Origin of the sequence: Cupriavidus lacunae (genome assembly GCF_003353055.1) — a bacterium.
GTDB lineage: Bacteria > Pseudomonadota > Gammaproteobacteria > Burkholderiales > Burkholderiaceae > Cupriavidus > Cupriavidus lacunae.
Genome location: NZ_QKWJ01000120.1, coordinates 1 through 17,861 on the forward strand (window position 1 = coordinate 1; position 17,861 = coordinate 17,861).

General features: G+C 61.4%; 18 protein-coding genes and 2 pseudogenes. 9 read left to right on the forward strand and 11 right to left on the reverse strand.

All coding sequences use genetic code 11. The features are described 5' to 3' along the window. Together DN412_RS39345 and DN412_RS39350 are read left to right on the forward strand one after the other, a co-directional pair. A partial coding sequence (locus tag DN412_RS39345) for a DUF2252 family protein (RefSeq protein ID WP_115216477.1) occupies positions 1-584 on the forward strand: 584 nt, incomplete at its 5' end. A gap of 460 nt (positions 585-1,044) precedes the next feature. Next, a complete protein-coding gene (locus DN412_RS39350) occupies positions 1,045-1,296 on the forward strand; it encodes a GlsB/YeaQ/YmgE family stress response membrane protein (RefSeq protein WP_115216478.1) in 252 nt (83 codons plus the stop codon). A 176-nt stretch (positions 1,297-1,472) separates the two neighbouring features. On the opposite strand, the gene DN412_RS45195 is transcribed toward DN412_RS39350, so the two are convergent. Further along, the gene (locus tag DN412_RS45195) at positions 1,473-1,853 is read right to left on the reverse strand and encodes a c-type cytochrome (RefSeq protein ID WP_244223044.1); all 381 of its coding nucleotides are present in this window, start codon (positions 1,851-1,853) and stop codon (positions 1,473-1,475) included. Further along, positions 1,851-2,263 (reverse strand): annotated as a pseudogene (locus tag DN412_RS39355) (porin); the annotation flags it as partial. The gene DN412_RS45195 and the pseudogene DN412_RS39355, both read right to left, overlap by 3 nt. A 509-nt stretch (positions 2,264-2,772) precedes the next feature. Between DN412_RS39355 and DN412_RS39360 the strand changes: the two are divergent. After that, positions 2,773-3,630, forward strand: coding sequence for a DUF2092 domain-containing protein (locus DN412_RS39360; RefSeq protein WP_244223043.1), 858 nt, complete (start codon positions 2,773-2,775; stop codon positions 3,628-3,630). 463 nt (positions 3,631-4,093) lie between these two features. Here the strand turns inward: DN412_RS39360 and DN412_RS39365 are convergent, their stop codons facing one another. The 4 genes from DN412_RS39365 to DN412_RS39385 form a co-directional block, all read right to left on the reverse strand. Next, positions 4,094-4,312 carry a hypothetical protein gene (locus tag DN412_RS39365; protein ID WP_115216480.1) on the reverse strand — a complete coding sequence of 73 codons (219 nt, stop codon included), beginning with the start codon at positions 4,310-4,312 and terminating at the stop codon, positions 4,094-4,096. A 672-nt stretch (positions 4,313-4,984) separates the two neighbouring features. Next, positions 4,985-5,689 (reverse strand): dienelactone hydrolase family protein, encoded by a 705-nt coding sequence (locus DN412_RS39370; protein WP_115216481.1) that lies wholly within the window; start codon positions 5,687-5,689, stop codon positions 4,985-4,987. Between the two features lie 103 nt (positions 5,690-5,792). Further along, positions 5,793-6,050: an H-NS family nucleoid-associated regulatory protein gene (locus tag DN412_RS39375; RefSeq protein ID WP_115216482.1), complete on the reverse strand. Its 258-nt coding sequence runs from the start codon at positions 6,048-6,050 to the stop codon at positions 5,793-5,795. A 334-nt stretch (positions 6,051-6,384) separates the two neighbouring features. Continuing rightward, a complete protein-coding gene (locus DN412_RS39385; protein ID WP_115216483.1) occupies positions 6,385-7,485 on the reverse strand; it encodes a hypothetical protein in 1,101 nt (366 codons plus the stop codon). A gap of 87 nt (positions 7,486-7,572) precedes the next feature. On the opposite strand from DN412_RS39385, the gene DN412_RS43225 reads away from it, so the two are divergent. The 3 genes from DN412_RS43225 to DN412_RS39395 all read left to right on the forward strand — a co-directional run bounded on the left by DN412_RS43225 (position 7,573) and on the right by DN412_RS39395 (position 9,945). After that, entirely contained in the window at positions 7,573-7,869 is a 297-nt protein-coding gene (locus tag DN412_RS43225; RefSeq protein ID WP_133303161.1) for a hypothetical protein, read from the forward strand. 489 nt (positions 7,870-8,358) lie between these two features. Beyond that, entirely contained in the window at positions 8,359-9,426 is a 1,068-nt protein-coding gene (locus tag DN412_RS39390) for an extracellular catalytic domain type 2 short-chain-length polyhydroxyalkanoate depolymerase (protein WP_115216484.1), read from the forward strand. 12 nt (positions 9,427-9,438) lie between these two features. After that, positions 9,439-9,945, forward strand: a complete 507-nt coding sequence (locus tag DN412_RS39395) for a hypothetical protein (RefSeq protein WP_133303162.1) — start codon at positions 9,439-9,441, stop codon at positions 9,943-9,945. Between the two features lie 337 nt (positions 9,946-10,282). On the opposite strand, the gene DN412_RS39400 is transcribed toward DN412_RS39395, so the two are convergent. Further along, positions 10,283-10,765, reverse strand: coding sequence for an HARBI1 family protein (locus DN412_RS39400; RefSeq protein WP_115216486.1), 483 nt, complete (start codon positions 10,763-10,765; stop codon positions 10,283-10,285). A 1,548-nt stretch (positions 10,766-12,313) separates the two neighbouring features. On the opposite strand from DN412_RS39400, the pseudogene DN412_RS39410 reads away from it, so the two are divergent. Both DN412_RS39410 and DN412_RS43230 read left to right on the forward strand, forming a co-directional pair. Continuing rightward, positions 12,314-13,006 (forward strand): annotated as a pseudogene (locus tag DN412_RS39410) (transposase); the annotation flags it as partial. A gap of 460 nt (positions 13,007-13,466) precedes the next feature. Next, entirely contained in the window at positions 13,467-13,661 is a 195-nt protein-coding gene (locus tag DN412_RS43230; RefSeq protein ID WP_133303164.1) for a hypothetical protein, read from the forward strand. Positions 13,662-13,769: 108 nt separating this feature from the next. Here DN412_RS43230 and DN412_RS39415 read toward each other — a convergent pair whose 3' ends face one another. The 3 genes from DN412_RS39415 to DN412_RS39425 form a co-directional block, all read right to left on the reverse strand. Beyond that, the gene (locus DN412_RS39415; protein WP_115216488.1) at positions 13,770-15,302 is read right to left on the reverse strand and encodes a CYTH and CHAD domain-containing protein; all 1,533 of its coding nucleotides are present in this window, start codon (positions 15,300-15,302) and stop codon (positions 13,770-13,772) included. Then, positions 15,303-15,533, reverse strand: coding sequence for a hypothetical protein (locus DN412_RS39420; RefSeq protein WP_115216489.1), 231 nt, complete (start codon positions 15,531-15,533; stop codon positions 15,303-15,305). It abuts the gene before it with no gap. 123 nt (positions 15,534-15,656) lie between these two features. Continuing rightward, positions 15,657-16,901, reverse strand: a complete 1,245-nt coding sequence (locus DN412_RS39425; protein WP_115216490.1) for an RNA-guided endonuclease InsQ/TnpB family protein — start codon at positions 16,899-16,901, stop codon at positions 15,657-15,659. 22 nt (positions 16,902-16,923) lie between these two features. On the opposite strand from DN412_RS39425, the gene tnpA reads away from it, so the two are divergent. After that, positions 16,924-17,337: an IS200/IS605 family transposase gene (gene tnpA / locus DN412_RS39430; RefSeq protein WP_115216491.1), complete on the forward strand. Its 414-nt coding sequence runs from the start codon at positions 16,924-16,926 to the stop codon at positions 17,335-17,337. Between the two features lie 342 nt (positions 17,338-17,679). Here the strand turns inward: tnpA and DN412_RS44240 are convergent. Beyond that, positions 17,680-17,861, reverse strand: a 182-nt coding sequence (locus DN412_RS44240) for a hypothetical protein (protein ID WP_208647748.1), incomplete at its 5' end; no start/stop codon positions are given.

Consider the following 17,861-nt stretch of genomic DNA (forward strand, 5'->3'; position numbering starts at 1 on the left):
AGTCCCTCAAATCTCCCAGGATTCGAATCAGATTCATATTCGATCTGGGAGTTCGGCACGCAGCGAAATTCTTGCTAAGCCTTGCTGCGTCTTACTCTTCGGCATTCCGCAGGGACGACTATGCTGGCAAGAGCGTGTACGACAATCACGGCCAGCGCGTCATTGTGGGCCAGCGGCTGATGCAGTCCGCCACCGATGTGTTCCTCGGCTGGACCCGCGGCAGAAATGGCCGGGACTTCTACATCCGACAGTTGCGTGATATGAAGTTGTCTGCCCTCATCGAGGACTGGGATAGCGGCATGCTCAGGCAGTACGGCCGGATGTGCGCACATGCCCTGGCCCGTGCGCATGCAAGGGCGGGCGACGCTGCGATGATGGCGGGGTATATGGGCTCCGGCCAGACCTTTGACGACGCAATCTGCGAGTTCGCCACCGAATACGCGTCCCAGAACCGGAGCGATTTCCCGGCCTTCCTCGCGGCAATTCGGGAGGGGCGAATTCAGGCGACGATCGAGGACCGAGTCGGCCGTCAACTAGGTGGTGAACAGACGAAATTCGATGCAATAGGCTCCCCGTGCCGATAGCGGTCACCGTAGTTCACGATGAAGTTTCAGCCTGAGAGTGGTGGGTGTTGTCAAGATGACGTTCGATATTTTCGGAAGGTCCGGGTCCAGAGTGTGCGTAAATGCCCGATGGTCCCGGGTGGCGACGACTCGAATGGCGCAAAAAGAGTCCGCGAAGAGACGACCGGGTTGAAGCGGAGATCCCTTGCCCCTGCCGCGCTGCGCTGCCGCTCCGGTGATGAAGACCGTCCGGCCGGCGTGCCGCGGACCATATCGAAAGCCCGGAAATTCGCTACGTCTGCACGCACGTGCATCAACTGGTCGAGAGCTTTCGGCGGACCAGAACTAGATGGCCCGGCTACTACTCCTTGCGAATCTATAACCAAGAGCACCTCAGGGAACTACTATTCATTCGTAGTCTTATACAGGCTATGAAGGCACCAATCCGCCCTCCCTAATACAAACCAAATGGAGTGTGAAAATGCAACACGGTTTCATTGCGTGGCTTGTTATTGGTGCCGTTGCCGGATGGCTGGCTGGCGTGCTGGTAAAGGGTGGTGGATTCGGTCTGGTAGTGGACATTATCGTCGGCATCGTCGGCGCCTTTATCGGCGGATGGCTGGCCGGCCTACTTGGCATGTCGCTTGGCGGCGGCTGGGTTGGATCCATCATCACGGCGGTGATCGGTGCGGTCATCCTGCTTTTCGTCATCCGACTGATCAAGCGCGGTTAGCGGGAATCACGGTCGACAAATAGTCAGGAATTCAGCCACGGCGCGTCGTTCGAACTCACTCAGGCTCGTGGCGATCTGGCCCATCATCGGAGCCTGACGCCCGCCCCGGGCGTAGCGCCTCAACTTATCAACGATGTACGCAGCATGTTGGCCGTTCAGGCTCGGCATGTCGGGCCCTATTGGCATTCCCCGCTGCCCCGGCGGATCGTGGCCGGCAGCGCACTTAGCCGTCGTCCCGTGAAGTTCCGCGAAGAAGACCTTCTTCCCGACGCTTCGAGGCCTGGGTAGCGAACAGGCTCGGGGTGCCTTACCCGCTGGCTGAAAAATCGAGCGACATCGGCCATCTCCTGGTCGGAGAGCCCCGCGGCAATCTCCGTCATGACATCTGACCGGCGCACGCCCGTGCCGAACTTCCGGAGCTGCTGGTAGAGATAGACGGGATTCTGTTCCGCCAGCTTGGGATATTTCGGGTCAGGGCTGTTGCCGTCAGTCCCATGGCAGGCGGCGCATTTTGCTCGCGCAATCTGCCTGCCGGAATCCGGGTTGCCGGGCGTCAAGGCATCGGCCGCATTCCTTTTCTGGCCCCAGAGGTAGCCGCCCATGATCTTGGCGGGGCCGAAGGCATAGCTGGCGCCTACCACGGCCTTCTTGCCGGTGCCGGTGCCGGTGCCGATGGTGGGATTCCACTGGTCATAGCCGGCCGTCGCGGCGAACGGGCCGAACGTGTAAGCCAGTGCCCCGCCATAGGCGGTGTCACGTCGGAACTGCCCCGGGCTTCGCCATTGCCGCCGATCGGGATGGGGAACCCTACCGAGGGCAGCAGGGCCACCCCGACGCCGAAGGACCAGTGCGCAAGCGCCGTCAGTCCTCCGAACTTCCCGGTGTACTTGACGGTGTTGTCCGCGCGGTAGTTGGGGCCGGACTGCATGACGACCGGCTCATACTGCGTGGCATAGGCGGTTGGAGAGGTGATCGGACATTTTCGGTCAGTCAGCCGACAGCCAGCGACCGACCGGATCTGGCCCAATTTGCGCCAGTCATTCTTGTTGCACTCAACGACCGAGATGTGCCGAGCGGCTGTGTGGCGGCGAGACATGTCCAACGGATGACGTGGCGCAAACGAATGATCGCCGCCCTCCAAAAATTGCCCACGAGCCCCCGGGGAGGACTGTACCGGCGGCCGCTAACGCGCATACCAGCGGGAGATTATGATTTCCGAGCGCGTCACCAAAATCGAAGCCCGGATGGAGGCACAAGCACGTGAACCTGCCTTGACCAGCACAAGCAGGATTCGCGCTACCGAGCTTGCGCCATGTTGCGCCATGTGTCGGATCAGCACGCTTGCCTGCGCGGCTGGGTTAAGCATAAAGCTCAAGCAAGGTGCGCTGATGCAGACCTATACTTCATTCGATTCTCAAGGCGCACAGTCCCATGGGCGTGCGGTGGCGGTAAGGCATACGCGCAGGAGAAATAATCGTGAGAATAAACGATCATACGCTACGACGCTTCAAGCGTGCCGTCCTCGTCTCAGCGCTCTTTTTGACAATCGGCCAACCAGCATATTCCCAACAGCCGACGCCAAAGCCAGGGCAAACCGCTGCCGTGCAGGAGACCGCATCTCAGGCGCAAGCTCGGGCGATCCTGATGCGGATGGCTGGGTTCCTCGGGAACGCCCATGCGTTCAGCGTCAAGCTGCGCGGTGGCTACGACGTCGTGCAACCGTCCGGACAGAAGATTGAATACGGTGAACTGAGAAATATCACGGTAAGCCGGCCCGAGCGATTGCGGGTTGAGAGCGAGCGCAGCGACGGCACCAAGACCTTGGCCGTCTTTACGGGCAAGGAGATCACGGTGGTCGATTTCGCCAATAAGGTCTATGCGATAGAACCACAACCAGGCAACCTGGACGACACCATCGTCCATTTTGTTCGGGATCTCCATCTGCGCTTCCCCCTGGCCATGCTGCTGGTGAGCCGGCTGCCCGCGGAATTCGATGAGCGGGTGCGGCAGGTTGATTATGTGGAGAAGACCAATATTCAAGGCGTTCCCACCCACCATCTTGCTGCGCGCAGCGATGCGGTAGACATCCAGATCTGGGTCGCGGACGGGAACCAGCCCTATCCAGTGCGCGTTGTCCTGACTTATAAGAATGAGCCAGGCCAGCCTCAGTTCAGGGCGCAGTTGTCTGACTGGAACTTCACCCCGAAGCTTGCCGATGACACATTCGTGGCGCGGCCGCCAGACGGTGCGCAAAAGATCGCATTCGCCGCGCAGATTCCCACTGCGTCCGCCGAGGCGCGCAAGGCGGCGTCCGCCAAAGGAGCCGGGAAATGAAAACAATTTCATGGCGTGGCATTACCGCGGTAATGCTGGCATGCCTGCTCATTGGGGGAAGCGTGCTTGAGGCAAGCGCGCAGGGTCGGGCAGGCCGTGGGGGCGGCGGTGGTGATCGCGCTCAACGCAGTGGTGGCGGTGGCGAGGGGGGCTTCTCGCGCGACGGAGCGGCCGCTAGCGGATCGTTCTCCTCCGGGCGCGGCGGCGGCGCTGCAGCGCAGAGCACCGGCAGTGGGCAGGCTGCGTCCGGCCAGCGCAAGCAAGCGGCCGGCGAGAATCAGGCACAACGGCAGTCTGCTGCGACGCAAGCACAACAGACATCTGGCGCCAATCAGGCGCAACGTCAGCAGAGTAAGACTGAGAGCCAGACTCAGCGACAAACCACTTCCAGTCAGAATCAGGCTAACCGCCAGGCCAGTTCCAGCCAGAACCAGGCGACCCGGCAGAGTACGGCCAGTAACTATCAGAGCAACAGCCAGGTCTCGGTGAACTGCTCCGGTTGCGGCGGTTCCAATTGGGACAACGACGCAGCGGCAGGATTTGTCGCCGGCGCTATGGTGGTCGGCACGGCTGCGGTTGTGGCGAATGCCGCTGCTGCACCACCCCCGGTCAGCACAGCGGCGCCGATGCCTGCGCCGCCACCTCCGCCAGCGCCACCACCCTGCAACGTCACACCGATCATGGTGAGCGGCGCCTCCTACTACAAGTGCGGTTCAACGTGGTACACGGCGGGATACGGGAGTGGCGGCGTTGTCTACGTCCCAACTCAGCCACCTCCCGGCCAGATGTAGGACTTCCTACGAAGAGCTCGCAGGCACCCGCAGCTATCTTGCGTTTGCCTCTCCCGCTTGTCGCGGCTCGGTCACGATCCTGGCGCCGACGTCCTTCAGCAGCTGCTGAAAATCGGGCGATGCCTGGATCGGGGAATCGATGTGCGCGGTCGCGAGCATGACCGAGTGACATACACATGCAGATCTTCGGGACGCTCTCCGAGAAGGCGTTGTGATCGACGCTTTGCGAAAAGGGAGCGAGCGTCAGGGGGTGATCGTACTTTCGCTGCATTTTCTGGCGGTTTGCCCCGGAAAATCTCGATCTATCAAGGACTTACAAGTGCACCGATCGGACGAGACTTATTGCACCGAAAAGCCTTGCTGCAGGCGGATGCGCGCCCTGTAGCCGCCATTTTCTACACGGAAAGTACGATCACCCCATAATCGGCCATCTCCGCCTGGATCCAGCGGAACGCCTCCGCCCGCTCATTTTTCACGTCACCGTTGCCGTCGCTGCCGTCGCTGCCGTCATCCGGGCTCAGGGCGGCCTGGCCGCAGCCGGGATGCTTCCCGGCTGGCGATGATCAACGCCAGAGGTGGCGCGCGAAGAACGTCAGCGTGCGGTCCCAGGCGACCTGCGCCCAGGCGGCGTCGTACTGGGTACCGGCGATGCGGCCGTCGCCGATGGCTTCCTCGTTGGCAAAGGCATGGTGCGCGAGGTAACGGTGGAACGTCGCGTCGACGCCGCCGGCGCGCAGCTTCTCCTCGAGCTTGTCGAAGTCCTCGGCCGCAAAGAACGCATCCTGCGTGGCCGAGTGGACGAGCACCGGCGCCTTGATATTGACGGGGTCGATGGCTTCCAGCGGCGGCATGCCGTAGAACGGCACACCTGCCTCCAGCTCGGGGATGGCGTTCAGCGACAGCAGCGTCAGCGCGCCACCCATGCAGAAGCCGGTGATACCGATGCGGCTGCTCAGGGTGCCGAGGTACTGCACGGCGCCGCGGATGTCCTGCGCCACGGCGTCGCCGAAGTTCAGCTTGGACATCAGGTGGTGGGCCTCTTCCTGCACGACCGTGCTGGCGCCGTGGTAGAGGTCAGGCACCAGCGCGTAGTAGCCGGCACGCCCAAGGCGGTCGGCCACGCCGCGAATCTGGTTGTTCAGCCCCCACCACTCCTGGACAACGATGATGGCCGGGGCGCCATCGGTGAGATCCGGCCTAGCAAGGTAGCCGTTGACCGACTGGCCGTCGGGACGGATGAACGAGACGGTCTGACCGATGTGTCGCATGATGGGCTGCTCCTGTCGTTTGCTGTGGACCAGATGGGCCGGATGATAGCGCAAGGGAGGTGCTCCGGAATGCGCGGGCAGCGGCAAGCGGCGAACCCGGCGGCTATCCGACCCGGAAAAACTCCACGCTCTGTCCCGCATTGACCGCCCGCTTCAGCCAGGACGGCATCTCGCCCTGCCCGTCCCAAGTGAGCCCCTCGGCGTTGCGGTAGCAGACCGGCGCAGGTGGTGGTGGCGCGGGCGGGGGCGGCGGCGGCTCGAAGCACCCCGCCGCATCGAGTTCCACCATCGTCAGCTCATAGTCGGCCATCTGGGCCTGGATCCAGCGGATCGCCTCCGCCCGCTCTTCGTTGACTGTCATCGTGGTCGTCACTGTCGCCGCCGTCTTCCGGATTCAGGGCGGCGGCTGGCGCGCCTTGTTGTTCGTCCTGTTGTTCGTCCAATCTTTCGGCCGGATTGTCGTTCAGCTCCGCGATCGGCGCCGGGCTCCCGGCCTTGCGCCGCCGCCCAGCGCCATCTCGCTCGGGCGGCCCCACCCGCAATTCTGCCAGCAGCTGGCGCACCAGCGCCGCTTCGGCTTCGGCCCGCTCTGCGCTGTCATTTGCTCCCGATTCGTTGGGCACTTTTGTTAGGGCCACTTATCCAGCAAGACACCACCCTGGAGTGGTGCCACGCTGACCAAGACAGCAAGAAACTTACTGGCAGGAGCCAAGCGGATTCTTGCAATACGGCACGTTGGTCCAGCTGAACAAATTGGGGTTACTCTGGTCGATTGTCAGACGTAGCCATTCGGCAGGAGTGTTGGTGGAGCCCTGGACCGTAATGCGCGTCAGGTTGGGCACTGCCGGTGTACCATGAATCGTGCCTGTGGCACTCGCTGGATTGGCCAGGGGCCGATCGGCTCCGTAGAGATGCGAGTCGCCATTGAGAAGCAATACAGGACGCTGAAAGCGGATGCTCAGGTCGGCAAGCTGGCGCACGAAGGGGGTATAGGCGCTAAGCCCATCCCCGCCCACCGCCAGGGCCGCCGGATCCCACATGTCGGCCTGCAGCGCAATAACAACGCCACGCGCGTGATTGGCCTCGGCGCGACTAAATGCCGCTTGCAGCCAGCGTTGGTTGGCGCCATTGCGCTCGACCAACTCCTGCCCCTGCGCGCCCGGGTTGCTGAACGTCCCCGTCCACGGCAGCGTGTCATTGTTCGATCCCGGCACGTTGAGCGTGACGAAGACCACGTGCGAATCTTCCCATATCACGTTTTCAACAAACTTCGCGTCCGTCGGATATGCGGTGTTGTAGGACAGCGCCTGCGAAATCACACCTTTGTCGGCCAATCCGAGGCTGTGCCCCGGACGGGCGAAGAATAGGCTACGCAAGGAGGTCAATTCCTTTAACGGATCTCCGGCACTGGCTTCCTTGCTCTTGTGGCAGTCGGTCCACTCGTTATCGCCAGGCGTATAGATCATCGGCGCCTTGAACTGCTGGAACGCGGCGTAGATGCCCTGATTCCAGCCCGGGTTCGAAGTTGTGATCGGCGGCAGAATGCCCGCGCTGGTACATGGCATGCTGCCCGAATGGATGTCGCCGACGTGGATCACCAGGCTGACAGCAGGATCTGCATTGACCGAATCGATCAGCAGGGACTTGTTGTCAAGAAGGTTCTGGTTGTACGGCCAGTCGCCGAACACGGCGACGGTGATAGGCCGACCCGAGTCACTACTATCGGCGCTGGCGGGCGTCAGTGTGGTCATCATCCCCGCGGCTAGCAGCGCGGCACAACGCATCAGCTCTTTCATCTCGTCTTCTCCCCTACCCATTGAGCGAGGCGGGATTACCTCGTTCCCAAGCGAGCTATCAAGGTAGGAACCGAGAATTTCACGACGATGACGAATCGCGACATGAGGGGCAGGCCAAAGGTTGGCGTGCATTACCCTGCCAGGGGTTTTCGGGCGAAACTCCCGGAAGACCGAGTGGTTACGTACTTTGGCATCGATATTGCTTTGCAGCACCGCCGGGGTTATTGCGCGCTGGACGAACTTTTCGCCATCTACCGCGACTGCCAGAGTCTTCCCGGTGAAGAAAGACCGGCAGTCCGGCCTTGTGTGCAGGCGGTCAGAAAATCACGCATTCTGAAGGATAAAAACATGAAGAAATACTGTTCTTGGCCACGCTGGCTGTAACGTCGGCCACCATGGCACAGACCACGCCGCCACAAATTTCCCCGCCGTCTGGAGTGTCGCCACAACAAGGTCTTGGCACACCTCCACCGGCCCCCGGGGAGTCCGTCCTACCACTGGCAGATATTGCTTGCCCACCCGATCGCGTGCGCCAGCGTCGCGACGACACCGCACGAGACCGCGCCGCCAGCGCCCGGTCACGATCGAAAGCTTTCCCGGTCTTGGGATCCATGAACCATCCCTAAGCACCGTGAGATTGCTCCCCAAGGCGCTGCCAGGCCACCGTGACTGCATCGTGACTTGCAACCGAAGATTTGTGTGGCTTCCGTCATGTGGCTCAACTAATATGAATTGTGCGTTGCACAATGCCGGATCTCGCGCCACGGTTAGTTCCGCAGCTGGCGGCGAGATTCGCCCGGGGCTGACCCGCGCTGGGCGTGTCGGTGCAGACTGCGGGTGCCAAACATGATCTCAACAACGGAGGGGGTGGGCATGGCAGGTGATATTGATAGTGAGGTCGTTCAACTCGGCACGTATAAGGTCGAAAAGGGAAAAAGCTCCATTTCGGGGCTCTCCTCGGGTGCCTTTATGACGGTACAAATGCATCTCGCCCATTCGTCAAGCTTTTGCGGCGCGGGCGTGATTGCGGGAGGCCCATATCGCTGCGCGGAATCGTTTCGCTCCGCTTCGGCAGTAGCAGAGGATGCTTACGAACTCAACGCGCTGCATTTGTGCATGAATCCGCTTGTGCCGCGGACCGCGCCCAACGCCGAGCGTCTTGCCCAGCTTGCACACCAGACTGCGCTCGACGGCAGAATTGACCCAATCGCCAACCTTGCCGGCGACCGCGTCTACATTTTTACGGGCAGCGAAGACAGCGTGGTATTTTCAACAGTGGTGGAACGCACCCGTGAGTTCTACCACCTGCTTGGTGTCAAGGCTGACGACATCTTTTATGACGACAGCGTGCCAGCCGGCCACTCGATCATCACCGACAATGCCGAGGATTCGCCGCTGAGCACAAACCAGCCGCCGTACATCAACAACGGCAGTTTTATCCAATCCCACAATATCCTGCGGCATATCTATGGCAATTTGCTCGCCCCCTCACAGCGGCTGAGCGGGCGCCTGCTGCGCTTCGACCAGACGGAATTCTTTGGTAATGAGGCGCGGGCGAGTATGAGCAAGTATGGCTACGCCTACGTACCGCAGGCTGTCGCAGACGGCGCAGCGGCTCGGGTCCACATCGCCCTCCACGGCTGCAAGCAAGGCTACAACTACATTGACTTCACGTTCGGTCAGTCCGACCTCGCCAGCCAGCCGCCTTATGGCAACCGGTATATCACGACCACCGGCTACAACAGTATCGGCGACAGTAACAATATCATCGTGCTGTACCCGCAGGCAGAGGGCACCGATGATAGCCTGACGCAGAACCCCGACGGCTGCTGGGACTGGTGGGGATATTCCAGTGCGGACGCCGAGCGGCCCGACTATTATTCGCGTGACGCGATCCAAATCCGCGCCATCCACGGCATGCTTAGCCGGCTTGGCGGTTGAGGGAGCGGCAAGATGGAAGGAACCATGATGAGTCCCCATGATGGCGCGCTGACCGTAACGAAGACCGAGGCCTTGCCGGCAGTGCATCGCGCCTTGGCCATGACCCAGCCCGCGGCGTTGCAGCGCACCCAGATGCTGCAGACGCTGATGAATGGATGGGCCTTGCGTACGGCCGGTACCGGGGTGAAGACCTTGAACCTGGCACCCTTTAGCATGGATGCGCAAGTGCTGACGGAGCTGTTCCAGTTGCAGTCCGCTATCGTCCTGCGCCTGCAGGCGCAGCAGCAAGGATGGATGCTGGGATGGACTGCCTGGCTGCAGGAGCGCGCACAAGTCAAGCGTGCCAACACTATGTCCAAGCTCGTCGAACAGGAGTTGGACCTGCTTTCTCGCTTCGGATTGCTCCTCAGCAACCAGATGGTCGACCTCGTAACCCTGCAGGAAAATATCGAGGTCAATACCGGCTATTGGGTGGCTCAGACGCTGGCGGCAAAAACGGATCAGGCGGCCGAAGCATAGTCGCTGGCCTGGTGGCCGCACCAGCCTGTACCGGCCGGTGCGGCAGCTGACGGCCACCGCGGCATAGTACGTCGCGGTGGCGTGCCATTTGCGCCTATGTTTCCAAGTAGAGCACTAGGTTCTTGAGCCGGCTTATCTCTGCGGGCAGCGCGGGAACCAGTGGTTGCTCGCCCAGAATCCCCTACTTCGAAGGGATCTGCCGAGATTAGCGTGCAGGTAGAATCAGGTTGCGGCGCATCATAAATATGATTGCGCCACACTCAGGGTCAATCGTAATGATCTGAGTCTCTTCTTGTCCGGTGCGGACGGGTCGGATCACGGATATGTAAAGGCAGTTTCATATTTCCCGCGCGAGATTATGAAGCACGGCCAACGCCTTCACGACAACCCCTAGCTTCGACCAATGGTAGGGGAAGATGCCGGCTATGACCCGCCAGCATTTCAGCCGGGCGAATACATGTTCAATGCGAACCCGTACCCTGGAGATCTGGCGATTGCGCTCTTTTGCGGCGTGCTTGTCCGAGTGGTAGGCGGACTCATTGCGCTTGGTCGGCCGAAAGAGTGTGACGCCTTCCCCATGACCTCCGGCGTACGCCTTATCGCCCAGGACCACCACATCGCCGAGTGCAAACCTTAGTGCCTCCGTGTCCCAGATCCGCTTGTCATGCACCGAGCCAGGATAGCTGTCGCTAACGTCCACAATGGCTCCGTTGGCAGTAGCCACTACCTGAACCTTGGCGCACCGGTGATGTTTGTGCCCTGAGTACGCTTTGAGATCGGACGAACCGATCCGAACGCTGGTGGTATCGACGATCAGGATCTGGGCCGATAGCTAGCCGAACCCGGCATGGGCTAGGCATCGGACGACGCGGTGGATCGCCCGCGCCGTCGTGGCAACCGGCAAGCCCGTGAGCGCCGCAATCGCTCTTACCGTTAGATTGAGTCGCAACGTCAAGAGCGTCGCGATGGCCTGGATACGAAGACTGTGCTTGGGCGGTCTTCCGCGTCCGCGCACCTGAGATGCGATGCATCGAACCACGACCTCGATCTGCGCGGCACGGCAGCCCGTGATGCCCTCAAATAGTTGCGTGAGATTCTTGCGTGGATACAATCGGGACATTATTGAATTGAGTCAGGCCACATGAACGAGAGCGACCCACAACACGTTGACGAAAAGCCGATCAAGGCTTACGTTCAGCGCGCGCTCGTTCTCGATAAGCCTGGCGCTGCATTGAACGCCGTTTGCTTGGCGCTCGGCCTGCAGTGCAAGAACCTCTATAACACCGCCCACTTCGCCGTCAACAACGTGATCACCGCCTACGACAGAGTCGATGGTGGATACCGAGTCAAGGACGATTTGCACGAGCATCAGCGAGTGGCGATCGAGCGCTTCAATGTTGCGATTGATCGGATCAACTCGGCGCGACGCGACAAGCATGAGTCAGAGGTCGCATCGGCCGATCCGGGGGCGAAGACACCTGAACTGAAACTCGTCGCAAGGCTGGAGACTTTCTCTCTTAGTCCGCTCGGCTCGCTGCTCGATATCACCGTCCTAGACAACGTGCTAAGGGCGTGGCCAGGCATGGACGGCACTGCAGTCTATGGACGCCTTCCAGCCGCGGCTGCCCAGCAGGTATTGCGACGCTACAAGGCAGCGTGGGCAGGCTACTTCAACTCACTCGCTAATTTCGTTGCTGGCAGCGCCGGTTTCACAGGAAAACCTCGCTCGCCGTCGTATCTAGCCCGCAATAGCCGCTACGTGCTGGAAATCCCACTCGCCCAGATTGGGCGAACCCTCATTGGGCTGGGTGACAAGGTGATCCCGGTGGATATGGCGGAAACGCTTGCGCTCACCACCGAAGAGATGGCGGCGTGGAACACCTATCCGATTCTGGAGGTGATCGAGCGAGCGCTCACGCGGCGCGGGTTCGGCTCCGGGACGCCCCAACACCTGCGAATCGTCCCCACCGGGCAAGGCGTGAAGTTCGAGGCAGTGGTGCGCGTGCCGCGGGAGTTCGATCAGAACTCGCCGCTGGCCAGGCTCGAGCGAGAGCTCGCTGCGCGACTGGTCACGGCCAAGGGCAAGGCGCTGACGCCGGCCAGGCGCAACGATGTGTTCGTGGGCGCCCTATCGGACCGTGAGAATGTGCCTTCAGCCGGGATCGACTTCGGCGTCAATAATGTGGCGACGGTCGCTTATACGACCGGCAGCCATGCCCACGTCGTGAGTTCCGGCAGATTCGAGGTCGTCATGGGTCGGCAGGACGCGCGGATCGACCGTCTGAAGTCGGTGTTGATGACGCCTGAACTCCGCGCGCTGCAGGCCAAAATGGATGAAGCAAAGCAGCGAGGCGAGAGGCTGTCGCGCCGCCAGTTGATGCGCGATCGCGGTCAACTGCAAAAGGAAGTGCTGCAGCACCGCGACCGGATGCGCAAACTGCTGGCCACGCTCGGCTGTTGGGATGAGGTGGACCACCGCGCCTTCGCCGGCCGGCTCGCCCGCGACGAGGTGCGGTGTCATGACGGCACGCCGCTGCCGCTCGAGCTGCGTGAGCGGCTGCTGCGCGAGTGCGAACGCCTCGCGCTGGCGCAGCAGCAACTCGCCGCACTTGAGAAGACGCGACAGGCGAGCGTGCCAGCGCCTGCGCGCAAGCGAAGCGATGACCTGGCGCGCCTGAAGGGCATTGGTGAAGTTGGCGCGTCGCGCCTCGCGCTCGAGCTGTTCTGGCGGGAGTTCAGCAATCGGCGTCAGGTGGCCGCCTGCGTCGGGCTGGTGCCGCAGCCCTATGACAGCGGCGAGAGCCAGGTCGACCAGGGGATCAGCAAACAGGGCAACCGGCGAGTGCGCGCGCTGCTGATCGAGATGGCGTGGACCTGGCTGCGCTACCAGCCCGACAGTGCACTGACACAGTGGTTCAACCAGCGCACGCAGGGCACGGGGCCGAACCGCCGCGCGCGGCGCATCGCCATCGTCGCTGTCGCACGGCGACTGGTGATTGCACTATGGCGCTACCTGAAAGACGGCGTGATTCCTGATGGAGCACAGATGAAACCAGTTTGAGACGTATTGCACGATAGTGATACCACGACAGTCCGAAGATCACTTGTTGTTCCCATGGTTGAAGTGGACATACCCGTCCGCCCCCTTGGTTGCCAACGCAACCGATTCTTAGATGGGGTATGTCGCCCGGACAAGATTTCGGCGCAGCGCGCATGCAGGATGGGGCTGGCGAACCGGCCAGCGGATAGAAGGTTGTGACACGTTGGATCGTCTCACGAGCGCCACGGCCGGCTTCAGCCAGGGACGTAGATTCGATTGCAGTAATTATTGGGCCACGTGGAATGTGCCTCTATGTTGGTGAGCGCAATACCGCGCGCTCACCAACATACGCCAGCATGTCGCGCCTTCGCGGCGTCAAGGGTTGCTGCGCTCAGGCTTCGCCTGCCCTTGACCCCGCTACAGCGCTTCTTATACGGAGGCCGGATGGGGGGACCTGGTCAATGATTTGTGAGTCAGGGTTGTGAAAGACCTTGACAACTTCCTGCTCATAGAAGGGGGCGGGGCCCGCAGCAATGCGGCCCTGCTACCCGGCGTGTTCCAGCGGATGGCCTATCACGCAGGCCTCACCCTGAAATACACCGTCATGCGCCTCAGTCCGCGGCTGGGGCTCGTTCAAGCAGAAATTTGGGGTCCGAGTGGCGCCGGACAATTATGAGACAAGCCAGTAGTCCCGTTGGACAGACGGCCCGAGTCGGAGCCGTCGCGGCGACGCGAACTCAAGACGTCCACTATGCCCGTGACAGTGTTCCGGCGATCTGCCGGGCTAAACAGGTAGGCTAGCCGCCTTGAATCGTTTCCATAGGCGGCGCAGCGACTCCCTGTCAGCGCTGACACAGCGTGCGATATAGCCGCGCGCATAGCCACAGCCTATGGCCAGTTGCTGGCGCTCCGCTCCCAGGCGGAGCGACAAGCCCTCAGCAACCGCCATATCATTGCGCCATCCTAGGTCATCCTGCAGGCGCGACAGTTGCCGACGATAGCGGCTCACTTTGTTCGCGGGCAACAATGATTCGAAAAACTCGGTCGCGTAACGCAGTTTCTTCGCAGCGATGCGCGCTCGATGGCGCCACTGCTCGTCAATCTTTGCCATGCCCCGTCCCCGCTTGAGCAGCCTGCGTTGCCGCTTGCGCAACGTCGTCAGTGCAAACTCGCGGACAGGTTCGGTGAGTGCCGTGCGCCGCGCCTCGTCAAGGCCATGGCGCCAGTCCGCGCTGCCCAACCACTGGCTCAGTGTCAAAATCAGCCGTGTGTAGCGCGCGGAATTCACGGCTTGGTCGGCGCGCTGCCGGGCCTCGGCGGCGACCGCCTTCGCCGCGGCCAGTACCGCATCCGCGCGCAAATCCTCGGGGGTCCCATCGAAAGCGTCACGCAAGGTCGTGTTGGCGAGCACCTCCCAGTCACGCGCCGGACCTAGTTCATCGGCAATCCATTTGACTTCCAGTTGCAGTGACGACGGGCAAGCAATCAGCGGCTCGAAAATACCAAGAGCGGAGCGCAGACGACGCAGGCCAACTCGCATCTGGTGCACACTTTCCGGATGGGTGCCGTTGACCACGCCGCGCTCGTTCCCCGAGATTTGCGCCAGGCAGTTCTGAGCTATGCACTGAAACACCGCTTCGGCCGAATCGGCTTGGGCCAGTTTGAGAGGCGCCGCGCGTACCACCTCATTGGCCTGATCAGCGATCAGCGCGTAGCCGCGGTCGCCTTTGCTGACGCGGCTCAGGCGCAATGGCGTTGCGTCGAGCAGTTGCAGGGCTAACGCTGAAAGATGCGCCGGCTCTCCGGCCTGGATCTCCATCTCGAGCTCGCGGATAGGCTCAGTGGCATCGTCCGCCTGGATAACCCCACGATCGAGAGCCAGTTCGACCTCGTCCCCCTGTGGCAAGCGCAACAGCATGACCGTGCGCCGGACATCCGTCACGAAGATCGGCTTCAGGCGTTCTGCCAGATCGTTCTCACGCAGCAGCATGCCCAGCGCGGTGCCCTCTGGCACTTTTTCTCGCAGGGCATCAAGATCCGGCGTGCCGCCGGGAATTGCGGACTCAAATTCTTCCCGCTCGTAAAGCGCCCCGTGCTGCGTGCCACCGGTCTTCAACGTTTGCACATAGTGCTCACCCGCCTGGCGCACGCGCAGGGATGCGCGGTGTCGACGGAAGGACAGGTCATCCGTATCGAAATAGGTACTCAGGAGCTTGTCGTCGTGAGGCGGCTCCACACAGCACGAGGAAAGCAGCGGCAGGTCGATCAGACGGTCGACGTCGTCCTGCAGCAGTTCCAGTTTGAGTTCGCGTTCCATCTATCCAAGCTTTGCCGAATCCTCGAACTTGGCGAACACACGGGCCTGGACTGCCTCCATGACCGCCAGGACCTGCACATCGGCAGAGCCGCTGGCTGTGACGCCCGTGGCGTCCTTAGCCTTCGCGCCCGGTGGATAGAAGACAAAAACCGTGTCGAACTTGCCTGCCGACTCCTTCTTCAGGTGCCGGTTGAGCGCTTTCAGGTACCGCTTCTTGATGGTCTTGGACATAGGCTCCGTGGCTCTCTGCTGTTGTCAGGGATGAACGACCGTCCGATGGAAGCACGGCTTGCACTGCGATCACCGGCATCCGGCGTGCATGGTTTGTGATCTCTCCTTGACATCCTCCCCGGCCTAAAGACCGGAGATTCCTACGGCGCTCATCCCGGCATCGAGCCGGAATGAGTCGCTTCCGTGGGTTCCTGCTGCTGGTGGCATTCCTGCACCACTCACTTCACAGGCTAACCGGGCGTGTCCCGCCCTTAGAACATTGATCGCGCCGACTACATCGGCGTTTTCCTCGAAGCCGCATTCCATGCACTTGAACCGGGCTTGCGCCTGCCGGTTGCTCACCGATACATGTCCGCAGCACGGACAGGTTCGGCTCGTGTTCTGCGGTGGCACGGCGACCAGCCAGCCGCCGTTCCATGCCAGCTTGTAGTCCAGTTGGCGGCGGAACTCGAACCAGCCCTGATCGAGGATGGATTTGTTCAGGCCAGACTTGGCCCGAACCTGCTTTCCCGGTTGTTCGGCGCTGCCCTTAGCGGACTTGGACATGTTCCGCACCTGCAAGTCCTCGATACACACCATCGCGTGTTTTTGGCTGATCGCGGTTGAGGTCTTGTGCAGGTAGTCGCGGCGGGCATCGCCGATACGGGAGTGAATGCGCTGGACGCGGGCTTTCGCCTTCTTCCAGTTGTTGCTGAACTTCACCTTGCGGCTCATGGCCTGCTGCGCTTTACGCAGCGCAGTCTCCTGCCGCTTGAAACTGTTGAGCGGCGCGTAGAACGTGCCATCCGAGAGGGTGGCGAAACGCGCCACGCCCATATCGATAGCGACCGCACCACCCTGCGGGACAGGCTGCGCCACTTCCCGCTCAGTCTGAATGCTCACATACCACTTGCCGCCCGACTGGCTGACGGTGATGTTCTTCACCGCACCGAGCACGTCCCGGCTGTTGCGGTAGCGCAGCCAACCAAGCTTGGGCAGGAACAAGCGACTGTTTCCCTGATCCAGCTTGATCTGTTTCGGGTCGGGATACCGGAAGCTGTCCGCCTGCCCTTTCTTCTTGAAGCGTGGGAACTCGGTTCGCTTGGCAAAGAAGCTGGTGTAGGCCCGCTCCAAATCCTTCAAGGCCTGTTGCAGCGGGTGAACGGGGGCCTCGGCCAGCCATGCCGTTTCCGTGCTGTTGCGCCAGGCTGTGAGTTCCTTGCAGAGCCCGACGTAGCCGAGCTTCTTCTCCCCTTGCTCGTAGCGCTGCTTCTGCAGCGCCAGTGCCTTGTTGAATACGAACCGGCACGACCCGGCGAAGCGGCGCATGTTGCGCCGCTGCTCGCTGGTCGGCATCAATTCGTATTTGAAGGCTTGAAGTCGCTGCATCGGCCCATCATACTCTTGGTCTATGAGCGATCGCAATGACATCAGGCACGGCAGGCATTGCGTTTTTAAAATGCATGTCCATTTGGTCTTTGTGGCGAAATATCGCCGCAAGGTGTTCGATGGCGACGCTCTTCAGCGGCTTCGCGCCATCTTTGCTCACGTCTGCGCCGACTTCGAGGCCGACCTGATCGAGATGGACGGGGAGGACGATCACGTCCACCTGCTGGTGGAGTATCCACCAAAGGTGGCGGTATCGAATCTGGTAAACAGTCTTAAGGGTGTGTCCAGCCGCCTGCTGCGCAAGGAAAGACCTGACATCCAGAAACGCTACTGGAAAGGCGTGCTCTGGTCGCCGTCCTACTTCGCTTCATCCTGTGGCGGCGCACCAATTTCCATCGTGCGCCAGTACATCGAGCAGCAGCAAACTCCACACTAAAACCCAACGGCAAGGACCGCTACGCCGTCCGCGCTATCCTTCCCCGCCCTTCAGGAACCCTGAAGGACGGGGCTTGCCGCGCACCGGGTCAAAGTGCCCCAACGAGTCTTTGCTCGGTCAGGACCAGCACATAGTCCGGGAACGTCGCATTGGTCAACCGTGCATACCATGCGCTCACCCATTGCATCACCTCCTTCGGCGCATTGTGCATGTTGGTGATGCGTTCGATGGCCTAGAGGCCGGACGAGGGCGCGCGGTATCGCCGGCTTCAGAGCTGGGCCCGTCCGGTGCGAAGTACTCCGGCATGGTGGCGACATGGGCAACGATTTGGGTATAGACGTCTCAACCACTTCGATTGACAATTGCACCGAGTCCGGGCCGTGCCGTCTGCCCCGCGCTCCCTAGGAGGCTGCGCGGCAGAGCCGTGTGACCGGTTTTTTGTAGAGCGCTGACGATGGCGGCGGCGCTCTCCGCAATTGGCAAGGCGTCGGCGCCAAAGATGCCAATCTTACGGCGCGCAGCGT